The 16,856-nt window shown below is 72.5% G+C and carries 15 protein-coding genes; 7 read left to right on the top strand and 8 right to left on the bottom strand.

What is annotated here, in order from left to right; genetic code table 11:
- Positions 1 to 7: 7 nt before the first annotated feature.
- Positions 8 to 490 (top strand): GNAT family N-acetyltransferase, encoded by a 483-nt coding sequence (locus ACGF0D_RS31855; protein ID WP_392922133.1) that lies wholly within the window; start codon positions 8 to 10, stop codon positions 488 to 490.
- Between the two features lie 121 nt (positions 491 to 611).
- Here the strand turns inward: ACGF0D_RS31855 and ACGF0D_RS31850 are convergent, their stop codons facing one another.
- Positions 612 to 1,376 (bottom strand): SDR family NAD(P)-dependent oxidoreductase, encoded by a 765-nt coding sequence (locus tag ACGF0D_RS31850; RefSeq protein ID WP_392922078.1) that lies wholly within the window; start codon positions 1,374 to 1,376, stop codon positions 612 to 614.
- Positions 1,377 to 1,530: 154 nt separating this feature from the next.
- Here ACGF0D_RS31850 and ACGF0D_RS31845 point away from each other — a divergent pair, with 154 nt between their 5' ends.
- Positions 1,531 to 2,184 (top strand): TetR family transcriptional regulator, encoded by a 654-nt coding sequence (locus tag ACGF0D_RS31845; RefSeq protein WP_392922075.1) that lies wholly within the window; start codon positions 1,531 to 1,533, stop codon positions 2,182 to 2,184.
- A gap of 273 nt (positions 2,185 to 2,457) precedes the next feature.
- Positions 2,458 to 3,600, top strand: coding sequence for an alpha/beta hydrolase (locus ACGF0D_RS31840; protein WP_392875266.1), 1,143 nt, complete (start codon positions 2,458 to 2,460; stop codon positions 3,598 to 3,600).
- A gap of 134 nt (positions 3,601 to 3,734) precedes the next feature.
- Here ACGF0D_RS31840 and ACGF0D_RS31835 read toward each other — a convergent pair whose 3' ends face one another.
- Positions 3,735 to 4,064, bottom strand: coding sequence for a MoaF N-terminal domain-containing protein (locus ACGF0D_RS31835; protein WP_224275159.1), 330 nt, complete (start codon positions 4,062 to 4,064; stop codon positions 3,735 to 3,737).
- Positions 4,065 to 4,274: 210 nt separating this feature from the next.
- On the opposite strand from ACGF0D_RS31835, the gene ACGF0D_RS31830 reads away from it, so the two are divergent.
- Entirely contained in the window at positions 4,275 to 5,588 is a 1,314-nt protein-coding gene (locus tag ACGF0D_RS31830) for an esterase/lipase family protein (RefSeq protein ID WP_392922073.1), read from the top strand.
- A gap of 133 nt (positions 5,589 to 5,721) precedes the next feature.
- Here ACGF0D_RS31830 and ACGF0D_RS31825 read toward each other — a convergent pair whose 3' ends face one another.
- Positions 5,722 to 6,702, bottom strand: a complete 981-nt coding sequence (locus ACGF0D_RS31825; RefSeq protein ID WP_392922071.1) for a hypothetical protein — start codon at positions 6,700 to 6,702, stop codon at positions 5,722 to 5,724.
- A 174-nt stretch (positions 6,703 to 6,876) separates the two neighbouring features.
- Entirely contained in the window at positions 6,877 to 7,674 is a 798-nt protein-coding gene (locus tag ACGF0D_RS31820) for an IclR family transcriptional regulator (RefSeq protein WP_392875275.1), read from the bottom strand.
- Positions 7,675 to 7,876: 202 nt separating this feature from the next.
- On the opposite strand from ACGF0D_RS31820, the gene aceB reads away from it, so the two are divergent.
- Both aceB and ACGF0D_RS31810 read left to right on the top strand, forming a co-directional pair.
- Positions 7,877 to 9,529: a malate synthase A gene (gene aceB / locus ACGF0D_RS31815; protein ID WP_392922069.1), complete on the top strand. Its 1,653-nt coding sequence runs from the start codon at positions 7,877 to 7,879 to the stop codon at positions 9,527 to 9,529.
- 79 nt (positions 9,530 to 9,608) lie between these two features.
- Positions 9,609 to 9,995, top strand: a complete 387-nt coding sequence (locus tag ACGF0D_RS31810; protein WP_392875281.1) for a gamma-glutamylcyclotransferase — start codon at positions 9,609 to 9,611, stop codon at positions 9,993 to 9,995.
- A gap of 79 nt (positions 9,996 to 10,074) precedes the next feature.
- On the opposite strand, the gene ACGF0D_RS31805 is transcribed toward ACGF0D_RS31810, so the two are convergent.
- Positions 10,075 to 11,103, bottom strand: a complete 1,029-nt coding sequence (locus ACGF0D_RS31805; RefSeq protein WP_392922066.1) for a helix-turn-helix domain-containing protein — start codon at positions 11,101 to 11,103, stop codon at positions 10,075 to 10,077.
- A gap of 55 nt (positions 11,104 to 11,158) precedes the next feature.
- Here ACGF0D_RS31805 and ACGF0D_RS31800 point away from each other — a divergent pair, with 55 nt between their 5' ends.
- Positions 11,159 to 12,421 carry an MFS transporter gene (locus ACGF0D_RS31800; protein ID WP_392922063.1) on the top strand — a complete coding sequence of 421 codons (1,263 nt, stop codon included), beginning with the start codon at positions 11,159 to 11,161 and terminating at the stop codon, positions 12,419 to 12,421.
- A gap of 186 nt (positions 12,422 to 12,607) precedes the next feature.
- Here ACGF0D_RS31800 and ACGF0D_RS31795 read toward each other — a convergent pair whose 3' ends face one another.
- The 3 genes from ACGF0D_RS31795 to pucL all read right to left on the bottom strand — a co-directional run bounded on the left by ACGF0D_RS31795 (position 12,608) and on the right by pucL (position 16,838).
- Positions 12,608 to 13,993 (bottom strand): 8-oxoguanine deaminase, encoded by a 1,386-nt coding sequence (locus ACGF0D_RS31795; RefSeq protein WP_392875290.1) that lies wholly within the window; start codon positions 13,991 to 13,993, stop codon positions 12,608 to 12,610.
- A gap of 66 nt (positions 13,994 to 14,059) precedes the next feature.
- Positions 14,060 to 15,550 (bottom strand): nucleobase:cation symporter-2 family protein, encoded by a 1,491-nt coding sequence (locus tag ACGF0D_RS31790; RefSeq protein ID WP_392922060.1) that lies wholly within the window; start codon positions 15,548 to 15,550, stop codon positions 14,060 to 14,062.
- A 331-nt stretch (positions 15,551 to 15,881) separates the two neighbouring features.
- Positions 15,882 to 16,838 carry a factor-independent urate hydroxylase gene (gene pucL, locus ACGF0D_RS31785; protein WP_392922057.1) on the bottom strand — a complete coding sequence of 319 codons (957 nt, stop codon included), beginning with the start codon at positions 16,836 to 16,838 and terminating at the stop codon, positions 15,882 to 15,884.
- Between the last annotated feature and the right edge of the window lie 18 nt (positions 16,839 to 16,856).

Here is a 16,856-nt window from a genome sequence, read left to right as displayed (position 1 = left end):
GGTGACGCTGACGCTCAGGACCCTGACGACCGCCGACTGGCCGCTCTGGCGGGACCTCCGCCTCGCCGCCCTCACCGACGCGCCGGACGCCTTCAAGGCGGGCCTCGCCGACTGGCACCGGGGCGGCGAGGACCGCTGGCGTGACCGGCTCCGCATCCCGGGCGCCCACCACGTCGCGGCGCTCCTGGACGGCGATCCGGTCGGTCTGGCCGGCGGCCTCCCCGGATCACCGGACGGCGTACGGGAGTTGCGCTCGCTCCGGGTGGCCCCGCGGGCGCGCGGCCGGGGTGTCGCCGACCGGCTCGTCGAGGAGGTCGAGCGCTGGGCCCGGGACAGCGGCGGCACCACGCTGCGCCTCGCCGTCCTCCCCGGCAACGAAGCCGCGCTCGCCCTCTACCGCCGCCACGGCTTCGCCCCGCTCGCGGAGCGCGGTGACCTGCTCGCCGACGGGGTCACCCGGGAAGTGCTCCTGGCGAAGCCCCTGCGGTGACGGCGGCCGCCGCCGCGGCGGCGTGGGGGGAACGCGAAGGCGGGGCCTGTGCCGTACGGGGGACGGCACAGGCCCCGCCTTCCATCGGACCGACGGGTCCACCGACGGGTCCACCGACCGGTCACATGTGGGTGCCGCCGTCGATGCGGAGCTCGGTGCCGGTGACGAAGGCGCCGTCGTCGGAGGCGAGCATGGCGATCACGCCGGCCACCGTCTCCGGGCCGGCGAAGCCCTGGCCGAGGGCGGGGGAGAGCTTGGCCAGCAGGCTGAGGTCGGCGTCGGCGGGCAGGCCCGGGTTGTGGGTCATGCCGCTGTCGATGCTGCCCGGCGCGACGCAGACCGCGCGCAGGCCCTGCTTCGAGTACTCCGAGGCGATGGCGTGGGTGAAGGACTGGATGCCGCCCTTGGTCGCGGCGTACGCGGCCATGTAGGGGTGGGCGAAGCTCGCGGAGGTGGAGCTGAAGTTGACCACCACGCCCTTGCCGCCGGCCAGCAGCGCGGGGAGCGCCTCGCGGGTCATCAGGAAGGTGCCGGTCAGGTTCACCGCGAGGAGCTTGTTCCAGAACTCCAGGCTGGTCTCGTGGGTGTGCGCGGAGCGGAGGATGCCGGCCGCGTTGACCAGCACGTCCAGACCACCCAGGCCGGAGATCGCCTCGGCGACGCCCGCGACGACGGCCGCCTCGTCCGAGATGTCCAGCACCTGGATGGTCAGGCGGTCCGCGGTGCCCTCGGTGGTGGCGCGGTCCAGGGTCTTCTTCAGGCCGTCCTCGTTGACGTCGACGGCGACGACGTTCCCGCCCTCGGCGAGGATCCGGTGCACGGTGGCCTGGCCGATGCCCGAGCCGCCGCCGGTGATCAGGACGTTCCGTCCGTTGAAGCGCTCCATGGTGGTCTCCGTTCGTTCGCGGTCTCTCGATCTCGATCGACACGGTACGCCTGAATGACACGTTGTGCCAAAAAGTCCATTCATGCCGATACGGCGTGACGTGCCACCGAGTCGCGACGTGTCTCCTTGGCATCCGCCCGCGTAGGCTGGCTCCGTGACCGGACGCCCGACCCTGACCCAGCGCCGCCGTGAGGCCACTCGGCTGGAGATCGCCCGCACCGCCGCCGCGCTCTTCGCCGAGCGGGGAGCGGAGGCGACCACCGCGGAGGAGATCGCCGTCGCCGCGGGCATCTCGCTGCGCACCTTCTACCGGTACTTCTCCGTCAAGGAGGACGCCGTCGCCCCGCTGCTCGCGTCGGGCGGGCAGGAGTGGGTGGAGCTGTTCGTGGCGAGCCCGGCGGACCTGTCGCTGCGGGAGGCGCTGGAGCGCGCGGCGGTCGCCTCGCTGACCCCGGCCGACGAGGCGCGGGTCGAGATGATGCGGTGGGCCCGCGGCCTGCTGCGCGACCCGAAGCTGAGCGCCACCTGGCAGCGCGTCCACGCCGACTCGGAGGAGCGGCTGCGGGCCGCCCTCACCGAGCGCTGCCCGGACGGCACCGACCCGCTGGAGATCCGGCTGGCGGCCGCCGCCGCGACCGCGGCGATCCGGGTGGCCCTGGAACAGTGGGCCTCCTCCGGCGCGGCCCTCGCCGGCCCCGGCTCCCCGCAGGACCTCGGTGGGCGCTGCATGCGCGAGCTCACGGCGGGGCTGCGGCTCTGGGAGCGGGTGGCGGACGGGGTGGACGGGGCAGGCGGGGCGGGCGGCTGAGCCGGCGGGTGACAGGGGGCCGGTGGTCGGTGGCGGACGACAGGTGACAGGCGACAGATGGCAGCTGACAGAGTTCAGATGACAACTTTCGAAATCTGTTATCTGAAAGTTGTCATCCGTTCGCCCCTCTCCCCGTAACCTCCCAGCCGCGATCAGCTTCCTCCCAGCCGGCGTTAGGGTTGTTCCTCGCGCCCCGGCGGGGGAACCGGGGTGACCTCCTCGGATGTCCCCAGCGGAGGGGACTGGAGTTCGAGGCGTGGGAGCAAGCAGGACATGGGTCTGACAAGCCACAAGGTGCTGGCGTTGACCGCACTGATCGCGGTCGTGATGATGGTCGGCACGGTCTGGTTGTGGCCCAGGCTCGCGAAGAGAACCTGGCAGGCGGTACTCGGCCGCATCGGCGCCCTGCTCGCCACCCAGCTCGCGGTGCTCGCCGCGCTCGGCCTGGTTGCCAACAACTACTTCGCCTTCTACAGCAGTTGGGACGACCTGCTGGGCACCGGCGAGACCGGCCCGGTGGTCATCCACAACAAGGCGGACGCCTCCGGCCGGCTGATGGTGGAGACGATGGGCCAGGCCTCGGTCAAGGGCGGCGGCGCGATGGGCCGCGAGCCCGCCCAGTCCGGCGAGATCCGCAAGATCCGGATCGACGGCGCGGTCAGCCGGCTGTCCACCGAGGGCTACGTCTACCTGCCCCCGCAGTACTTCCAGCCGCAGTACGCCCAGAAGCAGTTCCCGGCGGTGATCGTCAGCACCGGATTCCCAGGAATCGCCGAGAATCTGATCACCCGCTTCAACTACCCGGGCGCCGCGCTCAAGCTGCTGCAGGAAGGGCGGATGCAGCCGACCGTCATGGTCCTGGTGCGCCCCTCGCCCGCGATGCCGCAGGACACCGAGTGCGAGGACGTCCCGAACGGCCCGCAGTCCGACACCTACTTCACCAAGGACGTGCCCTCGGCGATCCAGGCCAGCTTCCGGGTCTCCACCGACCCGCAGGCCTGGGCGTTCATGGGCAACTCGACCGGCGGCTACTGCGCGCTCAAGCTCGCCATGCGCCACCCGGACGTCTTCCCGACCGCCGTCGCCCTCTCCGCCTACTACGACGCCGCCGACGACCCGACCACGGGCGACCTCTTCGGCGGCAGCAAGCAGCGCCGCGACGAGGCCAACCTGTTCTGGCGGCTGAAGAACCTGCCGCAGCCGAAGGTGTCCGTGCTGCTGGCCGGCACCAAGAAGGGCGACGGCAACTACCGGCAGGAGACCGAGGCCTTCGTCGACGCGGTGCAGAGCCCGATGAAGGTCTCGTACAGCATGCTGGAGAACGGCGGCCACAACTTCGAGACCTGGAGCGCCCTGCTGCCCTCCTCGCTGGAGTGGCTGTCCCAGCACCTCAAGGTGCCGAACCAGGCGGCGTGAACCCGGACGACCGAACCCCCGGAGCAGTGGCCCCGGGGGTTCGGTCGTTCAGTCGGACCGGGCCGTTCGGTCGGACCGGCTCGTACGGTTCGTTCCGCGGCCGTACGGCTCCGACAGCGCGGCGGTCCCGCCGCTCAGGCCACCCGCTCCAGCGTCCCGGTGTGCAGCTCGCCGACCCGGCCGCCCTCGCCCTCGAAGGTCCAGAAGGCGCGGACCGTCAGCTTGCCGAGGTCCATCACGTGGCTGACGGTGATCCCGCTCTGCTCCGTCCAGCTGACGAAGTAGATCTCCGGCGCGACCTCGGCGACGTGCAGCCGCACGTCCTCCCACTGGCCCGCGGACTCGCCGAGGCCCTCCCAGCGCAGCCGCGTGCCGTCGGCCGAGTAGGTGTTGCGGAAGGCCGCGCCGTTGTCGGCCCGGAAGAGGTAGGTGCGGCCGGCGAAGGCGGGCAGGGGCGCGGTCATGGTGGGGCGGGTCCTCGTCTCTGTCAGGTCGTGGCGAGCACCCGGTCGGGCTCGCCGCTCTTGTGCACGGCGGATGATGTCCGACGTCCAATTTATCCGACCGGGCGCAGTCGGTCAGGCACTCGCCACGGTACGGTCCGCCACCACGCGGTCGCCCGGGTGTGCGACCGGCACATGGGCAGGGTCGCGCGCCGGTCCTACCGTCCGGCCATGAGACGTACCCCCACACGCCCCAGCCCGACCACGCGCCCCGGCAGGAGGCGCGTCCCCACCGCCCTCGCCGCCGTGCTGCTGACCCTGGCCGCCGCCCTCCTCGGCACCCCCACCGCCGCCCAGGCGGGCACGGCCCAGGTCACGGCCACGGCCCCCCTCACCCTGGAAGCCACCTTCCCCACCCCCGGCAACGGCTGGGCCAAGGTCGAGCGCTACCTCGACACCACCTCCGGCTTCGGCGCCGAGCAGTTCCCCTCCGACGGCCGCGGCGACCAGGACGGAGCCCGCCGGACGTACTTCGGCACCGCCCGGCCCTCCTCCGCCCGCTTCCTGCTGTACTCCGCCGCCGGCTGGGACACCGGCAGCCAGGCCACCCCCGTCCTGCTGGTCCACGGCGCCAACGACAACGCCGACCGCGCCTGGGCGAACCCGGGGGAGAGCGGCACCTGCGGTGCCGCGAGCTGCCCGTCGACCGGGCTCGCCCAGTACCTCGCCGGCAACGGCCGCCGGGTCTTCGCGATCGGCTTCGCCCACAAGCACGGCGACAACCTGCTCCAGGCACAGGCCGTCGGCGACGCCGTCGCACTGATCCGGGCCCGGCTCGGGGTCCCCCAGGTCGACGTGGTGGCGTGGAGCAAGGGCGAGGTCGCCGCCCGGGCGTACGTGTCCTCGGTGAAGCCCTCCTGGGGGAGGGCGTACGCGGGCGACGTACGCCGGCTGATCACGCTCGGCGGTCCGCACGGCGGGCTCGACTACGTGTACGCGCACGGCTGGGACTTCGACCTGGTCACCTGGCCGGCCTGCGGCGGCACCGCCAACGCGCCGTCCCCGCACCTCTACATGACCTGCTACGGCACGTACACCTCGCAGCCCTGCCTCGGGGTGTTGCCGAGCGGCGGCTACGACTGCTACCCGGGCCAGCGCCAGCTGCTCGCCCGCTGGGACGGCACCTACGGGGTGGACACCACCGCGCAGGACTGGTGGACCACCTACTACGGCGGCCAGGGCTTCTACACCTCCGGCCAGGGCATCCAGGCGGCGATCGACGCGGGCTCGCTGATCGCCCCGCTCCGGCAGGCCGGCATTCCGGCCTCGGTGCGCACCTACCTGCTGGCGGGCGGGTCCGCCGACATCCCGGGCGTGCTCAACGAGGGCCGCGGGCCGAGCGACGGCCTGGTCTTCACCGCGAGCGCGCTGGACACCACCGGCATCGCGACGGTCGGCGGCACCCGGCTGCTCACCGGCCTCAACCACCTGGAACTCGCCTGGGCACCGGACGCGGCGAGCCAGGTCAACGCCTGGCTCGGCTGAGTCGGGAAAGCCGATCAACTCGACTGCCGCGCAGCGTCGTTGATCGCGACCGGTCCACCCCGCGCCGCAGCGGAACTCCCCGATCACCGTCGCCCGGTCGGCAGGGCCACCCCTGCCGACCGGGCCACGTGACTCAGGAACCGGCAGCCGTCTCGACCACCGTGATGTCGAACGGCTGCCGGTTGTTGCCCTCGTTCCGGTCGTCCGCACTGCGCACCGTGACCGAGCCGCCGCTCAGCCTGCCCGCCGGCAACTCCGGGTCGAGCCGGACCGGGATGAGGGCGGTCGCGCTGCGCCCCTCCCGTAGCCCGGGCCCGAACACGCAGCGCACCACGCGGCCGTGGCCCGTCACTTGGCAGTCGGACGGGAAGAACGGACCCTCGGGGCTGACCCCCTCCGGCAGGCTGACCAGGACCGTGAACGGGGAGGCGGTGGTCTCCGGGCCCCCGTTGCCGACGAAGGCGCGGACGGTCGTGGTGCCGCCGGGTGTCGCCGTGTCCGGGTCCGACCGGACCACCTCCAGGTCGGAGGCGGACGGCCGCCGCGCGACGGCGGGCGCGGGCAGCGTGGAGGCCTCGGACGTTCCGGACCCGGCATCGGACCCGGCGTCGGACCCGGAACCCGCTCCTGGCTTCGCCCCGGGAATCACCAGTGCGGGAAGGGTGGAGGCCCCCGGCGTCGCCGGTGCCGGCAAGGTGGAGGCCCCTGGCGTCACCGGCGCGGGCAGGGTGGAGGCCCCGGGAATCACCAGTGCGGGAAGGGTGGAGGCTCCGGGAGTCGCCGGTGCCGGCAGGGTGGAGGCCCCCGGCGTCACCGGCGCGGGCAGGGTGGACGGTGTACCCGTCGCGAGGACCTCCACCGCGGGCCGGGGCTCGGGCCGGCGCAGCGCCCAGGACGGGTCGCTGGCCAGCACCGTCACCGCGCACCCCGCCGCCACGGCCGCGACCAGCCCGGCCCCGCCGAACCCGCGGCCGCCCGCGGCGCGCCGTACGCTGCCATCCCGTACGCCGTCACCCCGTGTGCCGTCACCCCGTACGTCCTCGCCTCGTACGTCGGCATCGCGTACCCCGCCGCCCGGTGCGGCCTCCCACACGTCCCGGTGCTGCTGCTCCATCCCCGCTCACCCTGCCCTCGTGTCCCGGCCGCCCGCGCCGTCGCGGGCCGCGTCGGCACCAGGGTGGCGGAGCTGTCGCCGGAGCCCGGTGGCAACCCGCCCGCCGTCCGCTCGAACGGATGACGCGGCGCGCCGACCCGACCGGGTCGGCCGGCAAGGGTGGTTGACGGGATGTCAGGGGGCGAGGACCTGCCCCAGCCGGGTCGCGATCTGGTGCATCACCGGTACCAGGGAGGCGGCCCCGTCCTGCTCCTCCAGGGCGCGGATCCGGGCCTCCGGTCCGGAGACCGAGAGCGCGGTGGGCGTCGGCGCGCCCGGGACGGCGAGCGCGATGCAGCGGACGCCGATCTCCTGCTCCTGGTCGTCGACCACGTAGCCGCGTTCGCGGGCCTCGGCGAGCTGGCGCATCAGTTCCTGCGGGTCGGTGACCGTGTACTCGGTGTGCGCGGGCAGCGGGTTGGGGCCGAGGACGGCGCGGGCCTCGTCCTCGGGCAGCTGGGCGAGCAGCGCCTTGCCGACGCCCGTGCAGTGCGGCTGGACCCGTCGGCCGACCTCGGTGAACATCCGCATCGAGCGGCGCGACTGCACCTGCCCGACGTACACCACCTCACCGCCCTCCAGTACCGCCAGGTTGGCGGTCTCGCCGGTGGCCTCCATGAGTTCGGCCAGGTAGGGGCGGGCCCAGCTGCCGAGCAGGCGGCCGGCCGTCTCGCCGAGCCGGATCAGCCGGGGGCCGAGGGTGTAGCGGCGTGTGGTGTCCTGACGGACATAGCCCTGCTGGACGAGGGTACGAACCAGCCGGTGGATGGTCGGCATCGGGAGGCCGGAACTGGTGGAGAGCTCGCTGAGGGTGGCCACGCCGCCGGAGTCGGCCAGCGCCTCCAGGAGCTGGAAGGCGCGTTCGACGGACTGCACGCCGCCGCTCGCGCGGTCCGTGCCTGTCGTCGATGCTGGGTCGGGGGTCGCGACCACCGGTGTTTCCTTCGCTGTCGGGGAGGAGTGGATTCCCGGCGATCCCTTCAACAAATCGTTGAAATTCTGTATCGCGGAAACTAGTCTCCACCTTACAGAATCGAACCCGCCGACCGGCGGGTGCCGATCGCGGAAGTTCCCCGAGGAAGTTCCTGCCGGAGCTCCCCTCGCCAGGCTCAACCGTCTTAGGAGTGTCCTGCTCATGGCTGCAGATCAGGGGTCCGTCGGTTCCTCCCCCGCCGCTCCGGTCGTCACCGTCGCCGGTCCTCGCGTCCACCGGTCGGAGGAGGTGCTCACCGCGGAGGCGACCGCCTTCGTCGCCGGGCTCCACCGCGCCTTCGAGGGGCGCCGACAGGAGCTGCTGGCCAGGCGGAAGGCCCGCCGCGCCGAGATCGCCGCCGCCGGGACCCTGGACTTCCTCCCCGAGACCGCCGCGGTCCGGGCCGCGGACTGGAAGGTCGCCGAGGCACCCCGCGCGCTCCAGGACCGCCGGGTCGAGATCACCGGCCCGACCGACCGCAAGATGGTCGTCAACGCGCTCAACTCCGGGGCGCGGATCTGGCTCGCGGACTTCGAGGACGCCACCTCGCCGACCTGGGAGAACGTGATCGGCGGCCAGGTCAACCTGATCGACGCCTTCGAGGGCCGGATCGACTTCACCAGCGCCGCGGGCAAGGCCTACACCCTCAAGCCCGCCGCCGAACTCGCCACCGTCGTGGTCCGCCCGCGCGGCTGGCACCTGGACGAGAACCACCTGCTGGTCGACGGCACTCCGGTGGCCGGCGCGTTCGTCGACTTCGGCCTCTACTTCTTCCACAACGCCGCCCGGCTGCTGGCCAAGGGCGCCGAGGACCCCAACTCCGGCCCGTACTTCTACCTGCCGAAGACCGAGAGCCACCTCGAGGCCCGGCTGTGGAACGACGTGTTCACCCACGCCCAGGCCGAACTCGGCATCCCGCACGGCACGATCCGGGCGACCGTCCTGATCGAGACCATCACCGCTGCGTTCGAGATGGACGAGATCCTCCACGAGCTGCGCGACCACGCGGCCGGCCTCAACGCCGGACGCTGGGACTACCTGTTCTCGATCGTCAAGAACTTCCGCGACGCCGGCGAGCACTACATCCTGCCCGACCGCAACAGCGTCACCATGGCCTCGCCGTTCATGGCCGCCTACACCCGGCTGCTGGTGCAGACCTGCCACCGGCGCGGCGCCCACGCGATCGGCGGCATGGCCGCGTTCATCCCGAGCCGCCGCGACCCGGAGGTCAACGCGGCCGCGCTGGAGAAGGTCAAGGCGGACAAGGACCGCGAGGCCGGCAACGGCTTCGACGGCTCCTGGGTCGCCCACCCCGACCTGGTGCCCGTCGCCCGGGCCTGCTTCGACGCGGTGCTCGGCGAGCGGCCCCACCAGAAGGACAACCCCGGCCCGGCCGAACCGGTCACCGCCGCCCAACTGCTCGACATCGCCGGCGCCGGCGGCAACTGCACCCATGCCGGGCTGCACAACGCCGTCCAGGTCGGCATCCGCTACATCGAGGCCTGGCTGCGCGGACTCGGGGCCGTCGGCATCTTCAACATGATGGAGGACGCCGCCACCGCCGAGATCTCCCGCTCGCAGATCTGGCAGTGGATCCACAACGGGGTCGTGCTGTCCGACACCGGCGAGAAGACCACCGTCGAACTGGTCCGCGCCCTGGTCGCCACCGAGCTCGCCGAACTCCGCGCCGAACTGGGGGAGGAGGCCTACCGCGCCGGCCGCTGGCGCGAGGCTGCCCGGCTCTTCGAACAGGTCGCCCTGGCCGAGGAGTTCGTGGACTTCCTGACCCTCCCCGCGCTCCCCCTGCTGGGCTGAGCCCCCGGCCGGCCCGGCCCCGTTCTGTTTCGCCCGTACGGAACGGCCTCCCTCGTCTTCCCGCCCAGGAGTCGAACCCATGGCACGCATCTTCTTCAACGGCCAGGCGATGGTCGGCGGCCCCTTCCACGCGAAGGTCGCCGACGCGCTGGTCGGGCCGGCCCGGACCGCGCCCGGCTACCGCTTCTTCTCCATCGACGACGTGTGCCCCGGCCTCCTGCGCGACCCCGCCGTCGACACCGCGATCGACGGCGAGCTGTACGACATCAGCCTGGAACACCTGCGGGACGTCATCCTCCCCGGCGAGCCGCGCGAACTGGAGCTGGGCGTGATCGAGCTGGAGGACGGCTCCGCGTGCCTGTCCATGCTGCTCGCCCGGGGCGAGCTGGAGCGCGGCGTCCACCGAGAGATCACCCATCACGGTGGCTGGCGCGCCTATCTGGCCACGCTGGGGCGAACGGCCTGACGGCTGACAGTCGACGGCCGACGGATGACAGCTGACAACTTTCGTCATCTGTCATCTGTCATCCGTCATCGGTCGGCCGTCAGCTGTTCGCCGTCATCCGTCGACCGCCCGTCGCCAGGTCGTCCCCCAGCCCGCTGCGCCGGTAGAGGACGCTGCGCCCGTGCCGGGCGCGCTCCAGCAGGCCGGCGGCGGTCAGAGCGCCGAGGTGGTGGCTGACCGCCGCCGGGGTGACGCCGAGCCGGTGGGCCAGTTCGGTGGTGCTCGCCGGGGTCTCCAGCAGGATGAGCAGCCTTGCCCGGGGCGGGCCGATCAGTCCCGCGAGCGCCGAGCCCTGCTCCGGCGGGCGCCGCCCCGTCCCCGCGTCCTCGCCCATCGTGGCCTTGCCCCGCGCCGGGTACGTGATGAGCGGCGGCCCGCCCTGGGTGATGTCGGTGACCGCCCCGAGCGCGAACAGCGTCGGCATCAGTACGAGCCCCCGCCCGGCGACGTCCACCGTGGTCCCCAGTGCCGTGGTGGCGGGGTGCGGGTCGACGAGCCGCAGGACGCCGGCCTGCCAGGACAGCCGGCCGTCGAGGTCGGCGAACAGCCCCTCGGCGCCGTGCTCGGAGAGCCGTCGCCCCCGGTACGCGATGTCCGCCTCCAGCACCGAGCGCGCCCGCGGCCACCACGCGGGGGCGAGGCACTGCGTCCAGTAGGCCTCCAGCGCCCCGGCCACCCGGGCGGTGAGCGCCGACGGATCGTCGACCAGCTCGGCCAGCACCGGCGGTAGCGCGTTCCCGGCGCTGCGGTACGCGGTCAGCACGTCCGTCCGTACGACCTCGGGCGGGGTGGCGGCCAGGCCGGCGAGCTCGGCGTCGAACTCCGGCCGGGGCACCGCCGGCCGGGGCGTCAGGAAGTCCGGGACGAAGCCCAGCGGGGTGACCAGGGAATCCAGCAGGGCGGTGTCCAGGGCCGCGTAGCGCGATCGCCAGCCGGCCACCCACCGCTGCTGCTCCGGATAACAGCCCGGTCGGCGGCGGGTGCGCAGGCTCAACACCGTTTCCTGCAGCGGGGAGTAGCCGAACCAGGTGGCGGCCAGATCGTCAACGCCCAATCGGAACTCGAACATTGACCGTAACGGTAAAAGAATTCCACCGCGCCCGGAACCCCGCTGTCCTGCTGCCATGACTTCCGCCGCGGCGCGTCCGCCCTCCGCCTCCCGCCCTGGCCTCCTCGGCCGACTGCTCCCGGATGATCCGCTGCTGCGCGGGCTGGCCCTGATGAGCCTGGTGAACACCGTCGGCAACGGCCTGTTCGTGACGGTGAGCGTGCTGTTCCTCACCCGGTCGGTGGGGCTGACGCCCGGCCGGGTCGCGCTCGGGCTCACCGCCGCCGGGGTGTGCGGGGTGTTCGCCGGGGTGCCGATGGGGCGGCTCGCGGACAAGGTCGGCAGCAAGCGGCTGCTGCTCGTGATCGGGCCGCTGGAGGCGGCGGCCGTGCTCGGGTACGCGTTCGTGCGTTCCTTCGTCGCGTACGTGGTGCTGGCGTGCGTGGCGACGGTGCTGGAGCGCGGAGCGGCGGCGGTGCGCAGCGCGCTGATCGCGCGGGCGCTTCCCGCCGAACGGCAGCTTCGGGCCCGGGCGTTGCTGCGGTCGGTGATGAACGCGGGGCTCGTCGTCGGATCCACCGGCGCGGCGGTCGCCCTCCAGGCGAACACCTATGCGGGGTACGTGACGATGATGGCCCTGGACGCGGCGAGCTTTCTGGGCGCGGCGGCCCTGCTGGCCGGCCTGACCCTCCCGTCGGAGGAGCGGAGGCGGACACCCGGGGCGGCAACGGATAAACACCGAACGGCACTTCGGGACCGGCGCTACCTGGTGGTCACCGCCCTGCACGCGGTGCTGGAGCTCCAACTGGCCGTCCTCACGGTCGGGATACCGCTCTGGATCGTGCTGGCGACGGACGCGCCGACCGCCGTGGTCGCCGCCGTCAACGTGGTCAACTGCCTCCTGGTGGTGGTGTTCCAGGTCCGCGCGAGCCGCGGTGTCGACAGCGTTCCGACGGCCGCGCGGGCCTGCTCCCGGGGAGGCGCGGTGCTGGCCGCCGCCTGTCTCGTCTACGCGGCGGCCCAGTACGGCCCGGCGGCCGCGGCGGCGGCGACGGTCCTGGCCGGCGCCCTGGTCCACAGCCTCGGCGAACTCCTCACCTCGGCCGGTGGCTGGACCCTCAGCCTGGACCTGGCCGATCCGCGGTCGCACGGCGAGTACCAGGGCGTCTTCATGAGCGGCCAGGCCGCCGCGCACGTCCTCGGCCCGCTGGTGATCAGCCTGACCGTCGTCGCGCACGGCGCCGTCGGCTGGCTCGTGCTCGCCGGTCTCTTCGCCCTCGCCGGAGTCGGGCTGGTCCCGGCCTCGCGGGTACCGGCCTCCTCACATCCGGCAGCGTGAGCCGCGCCTCCCCGAGCAGGCCGCGGGGCCGGACCCTCGCGGCAGGCCCGGGCCTGCGGTCCGCGCATCGACGACGGCGAACAGATGACAGCGGAGAGATGACGGCGAACAGATAACAGATGACGAAAGTTGTCAGCCGTCATCTGTCCGCCCCCTCCCCGGATGCCCCGGAGCCCGATGCGGGCGTCAGACCGGACGAGCCGCCAGCTCGCGGGCGGCCCGCGCACAGTCGCGTGCGATCCGGTCCTCGTCGACGGTGGTCAGCTGCCCCTTCTCGACCACCGCGTTGCCGTTGACGAACAGCACCGACAGCGGCGGCAGCGCGCCGAAGGTGAGCGCGGCGACCGGGTCGGCGATCGACGAGTGCATGATCCCGTCGATCTTCCACAGCGCCAGGTCGGCCAGCTTGCCGGCCTCGACCGAGCCGATCTCGTCCTGCCGACCGAGCACCCGGGCGCCGCCCATGGTGCCCAGGCGCAACGCCTGCCGCCCGGTGAGCGCGGTGGGGGAGCCGTGCAGCCGGTTGATCAGCAGCGCGTTGCGCAGCTCGGTGCCCAGTTCGCCGGACTCGTTGGAGGCGGTGCCGTCCACCCCGAGCCCGACCGGGACGCCGGCCCGGAGCATGTCGGGCACCCGGGCGATGCCGGCCGCCAGGCGGGCGTTGGAGGACGGGCAGTGGGCGACGCCGGTGCCGGTCTGGGCGAACTTGGCGATGTCGGAGTCGTTCATGTGCACGCAGTGCGCCATCCAGACGTCCTCGCCGAGCCAGCCGACCGACTCGAAGTAGTCGGTCGGCCCCATGCCGAACAGCTCCCTGCAGAACTGTTCCTCCTCGGCCGTCTCCGAGCCGTGGGTGTGCAGCCGGACGCCCTTGCGGCGGGCGAGTTCGGCGGACCGGCGGAGCAGCTCGGTGGAGACGGAGAAGGGCGAGCACGGCGCAATCGCGATGTGCAGCATCGAGCCGAAGGAGGAGTCGTGGTACCGGTCCACGGCGGCCTCGGACGCGGCCAGGATGTCGTCCGGTTCCTCGACCGCGTGGTCCGGCGGCAGCCCGCCGTCCTTCCGGGAGCGGTCCATCGAGCCGCGCAGGGCGGTGAAGCGCAGGCCGAGTTCCCGGACGGCCTCGATGGAGGCGCCGAGGACGTCGCCGCCGTCCTTCGGGAAGACGTAGTGGTGGTCGGCGGCGGTGGTGCAGCCGGACTTGAGCAGCGCGGCCGCGGAGCCCTGGCTGGCCGGGTGCACGAGCTTCTCGTCGACCCTCGCCCAGGTCGGGTAGAGGGCGACCAGCCAGTCGAACAGGATGTGGTCCTGGGCCAGGCCGCGAGTGATCCACTGGTAGAAGTGGTGGTGGGTGTTGACCAGGCCGGGGGTGACGAGGTGGCCCTCGCCGTCGATCCGGCGCACCACGTCGTCCAGCCACGCGGGGGCGGGGCCGTCGCCCACCGCCTCGATGGTGTTGCCGAGAATGACGACGTGGCCGCGGGCGTACTCGGTGTCGTTCGCGTCCACGGTGGCGATCGCGACGTTCTCGATCACGATCCGCTGGTCGCCGGGTGGGGGCTGGACTGCCATGTGTGACTCCTAGGGGAGGGCCGGAGGGAGCGCGCGCCGCACGGTGCACGCCCCTCCCCGGGCCGGTCAGGACGGTCTCGCCGTCGGAACCGTCGGAACCGTCGGAACCGCCGGACCCGGCGCGTCGGAGGCCGGTCCGGACCCGGGCCGGCGGGCGGCGCCGACGTGGTGGAAGAGCAGGTTGAGCAGGACGGCCGTCACGCAGCCGGCCGAGATCCCCGAGTGCAGCAGGGTCCGGGCGGCCTCCGGGAAGGAGTCGTAGAACGTCGGCGCGGCGATCGGGATGATGCCGACACCGAGCGAGACCGACACCAGGACGGTGTGCGAGTTGGACTCCATGCCCGCCTCCGCGAGTGTGCGGATGCCGCTGGCCGCGACCGTGCCGAAGAGCACGATCCCGGCGCCGCCGAGGACGGGCTGCGGAACCAGCGAGACGACCGAGCCCAGCACGGGGAACAGCCCCAACACGACCAGGATGCCTCCGCTGGCCGCGACCACGAAGCGGCTGCGGATCCTCGTCAGCGCCACCAGCCCGATGTTCTGGGCGAAGGCGCTGGCGGCGAAGCCGTTGAAGACGGGACTGAGCGCGGTGGCCAGACCGTCCGCCCGCAGGCCGGCGGCGAGGGTGGGTTCGTCCGCCTCGCGGTCGACGATCCGGCCGAGGGCGAGCATGTCGGCGGTGGACTCGGTCATCGAGACCACCATGACGATGCACATCGAGACGATCGCGGCGGCGTCGAACAGGGGCGCGCCGAAGTGGAACGGGGAGGGGAGCGCGAAGATCTTCGCGTTCTGGACCGAGCCGAAGTGGGCCAGCCCCAGCGGGAAGGCGATCAGGGTGCCGAGCGCCAGGCCGACGAGCAGTGACAGCTGCTGCCAGAAGCCGCGCAGCAGCCGGTTGCAGAGCACCACCGCGACGAGGGTGATCGCGGCGAGTCCGACGGCCCGCATGGAGCCGTACCCGGGGGCGCCCGGCGAGCCGCCGCGCGCCCAGTTGACCGCCACCGGGAGCAGGGATACCCCGATGAGCGTGATCACGGTGCCCTGGACGACCGGGGGGAAGAACCGGATGAGCCTGCAGAAGTACGGCGCCGCGAGGAAGCACAGGAGCCCCGCGACGATCACCGCTCCGAAGATCACCGGGAGGGCGTGCTTCGGTCCGTGCTCCTTCGCTATGGCGATCATGGGCGCGACCCCCGCGAAGGAGACACCGTTCACGAACGGCAGTCGCGCGCCGACCCTCCAGACGCCGAGCGTCTGGAGGAGCGTGGCCAGTCCGGCGGTGAACAGGCTGGCCGAGATGAGCAGGGCGAGTTCGGCGGGGGAGAGCCCGACGCCGGCGCCGACGATGAGCGGGGGTGCGACGACCCCGGCGTACATCGCGGCGACGTGCTGGAGTCCGGTGGAGAACAGCTTCACCGGCGGCAGCAACTCGTCCACGGGGTGGGTCCCGGCCCGGGGCGGCTTGCCGGACAGGTGTGCCGCCGCGCCGTCCGGGCCGCGCGTTCTCGGTGGGGTGGAACCGCCGTCTGTACTGCTGGTGTTGCTGGGTGCCATGTCGAGCCCCTCTTGTGCCCGTGGCTCCCGGCGCGCCCGTGGCGCTGGAGTGCGGCCGGTACTGCTGTGACCGAGGGTGGGACGGCGGTGCGGGGTTCCCTCGGCCGGCCCCTCCAGTGCCCCAGGCCGGCCGCCGCGAGGCAGACACGAACTCCGGTGGGTGGGGGTGGGGGTGGGGGTGGAGAAACAGCTGGTACGGGTGGAGCGTGCGGTGTTGCCCGAGCCGGAACGCGGGGTGGAACGACCGGTGCTGTTCGGAGCGGAACGACAAGTGGAACGCGAGGGCCGGCTGGCGCGGCGCTTCCGGGCGGCGTCCACCTGGTGGGGGAGGTCAGGCGACCGGGATGACCGGGACGACGCCCTCGCGGTGCACGGTGCCCTCGATCAGGCCGTACATGCGGTCCGCGGCGTAGTAGACCTCGTTCTCGTTCCTGAGGCCGAACGGCTCCAGGTCGACCAGGAAGTGGTGCTTGTTCGGCAGTTCGAGGCGGACCTCGTCTACCTCGGCGCGGTTGTCGAGGACCCGGGTGCCCATCGCGTGCAGGGTCTGCTGCAGCGAGTAGGAGTAGGTCTCGGCGAAGGCCTCCAGCAGGTGCCGCTTCACCTGGGTGTAGGAGTGGTTCCAGTCGGGCTGCGCCTCGCCGTCCCGCCCGCTGTGGCCGAACTTCCACCGGGCGGTGACCTGGGTGGCGAGGATGCGGTCGTACGCCTCCTCGAGGGTGGTGTAGCCGTCCTTGATGTAGCCCCAGAACTCCGAGTTGGTGGAGTTCATGACGACCAGGTCCTTCAGGCCCGAGATGACCCGGACGGACTCCCCGTCGTAGACGATCTCGCTGGTACGCACCTCCTGGCCGCTGCGGACGAAGGAGTGGCCCATCTCCACCTCCACCTCGACCTCCACCTCCTCCTTCTCCTTCTCCGAGCCGATGAAGCCGGCCGAACCGTCCGGCGTCCGGATCCGCTCCCAGGCGTACTCCTCGATCCGGATCCGGGCGCCGTGCACGACGCCGCGCTCGGTGTCGTCGACGAAGTGGCGGGCCAGGAGGATGCCGAACGCCTCGGCCGACTCGATGCCGTACTCCTTGGCGAAGGCGTAGACGGTGTTCTTGATGGTGTCGGTGGGCAGGCAGTTGGCGTTGGACCCGGTGAGGTGGACGTCGTCGAACTCGCCGCGCAGCGAGACCGAGACGTTCAGGTCCTTGATCTCGTGCCGGGCGGAGTCGCGGTGGACCCGGACGATGCGGTTCTCCGCCTTGCCGTACTGGTTCTGACCGAGCACGTGGGCCATGACGTGGCTCCTAGGCTT

Source organism: Kitasatospora sp. NPDC048298 (assembly GCF_043201465.1).
Lineage (GTDB): Bacteria > Actinomycetota > Actinomycetes > Streptomycetales > Streptomycetaceae > Kitasatospora.
The sequence above is the reverse complement of the archived record's forward strand: the minus strand, read 5'-3'. Positions and strand labels throughout refer to the sequence as shown.

Bases quoted from the DNA above. Each gene is read 5' to 3' on its own strand.
- ACGF0D_RS31850 (WP_392922078.1), bottom strand. From the start codon at position 1,376: ATGGAGCGCTTCAACGGACGGAACGTCCTGATCACCGGCGGCGGCTCG.
- ACGF0D_RS31810 (WP_392875281.1), top strand. From the start codon at position 9,609: ATGGCACGCATCTTCTTCAACGGCCAGGCGATGGTCGGCGGCCCCTTC.
- aceB (WP_392922069.1), top strand. From the start codon at position 7,877: ATGGCTGCAGATCAGGGGTCCGTCGGTTCCTCCCCCGCCGCTCCGGTC.
- ACGF0D_RS31840 (WP_392875266.1), top strand. From the start codon at position 2,458: ATGGGTCTGACAAGCCACAAGGTGCTGGCGTTGACCGCACTGATCGCG.
- ACGF0D_RS31800 (WP_392922063.1), top strand. From the start codon at position 11,159: ATGACTTCCGCCGCGGCGCGTCCGCCCTCCGCCTCCCGCCCTGGCCTC.
- ACGF0D_RS31795 (WP_392875290.1), bottom strand. From the start codon at position 13,993: ATGGCAGTCCAGCCCCCACCCGGCGACCAGCGGATCGTGATCGAGAAC.
- ACGF0D_RS31835 (WP_224275159.1), bottom strand. From the start codon at position 4,064: ATGACCGCGCCCCTGCCCGCCTTCGCCGGCCGCACCTACCTCTTCCGG.
- ACGF0D_RS31825 (WP_392922071.1), bottom strand. From the start codon at position 6,702: ATGGAGCAGCAGCACCGGGACGTGTGGGAGGCCGCACCGGGCGGCGGG.
- ACGF0D_RS31790 (WP_392922060.1), bottom strand. From the start codon at position 15,550: ATGGCACCCAGCAACACCAGCAGTACAGACGGCGGTTCCACCCCACCG.
- pucL (WP_392922057.1), bottom strand. From the start codon at position 16,838: ATGGCCCACGTGCTCGGTCAGAACCAGTACGGCAAGGCGGAGAACCGC.
- ACGF0D_RS31805 (WP_392922066.1), bottom strand. From the start codon at position 11,103: ATGTTCGAGTTCCGATTGGGCGTTGACGATCTGGCCGCCACCTGGTTC.
- ACGF0D_RS31830 (WP_392922073.1), top strand. From the start codon at position 4,275: ATGAGACGTACCCCCACACGCCCCAGCCCGACCACGCGCCCCGGCAGG.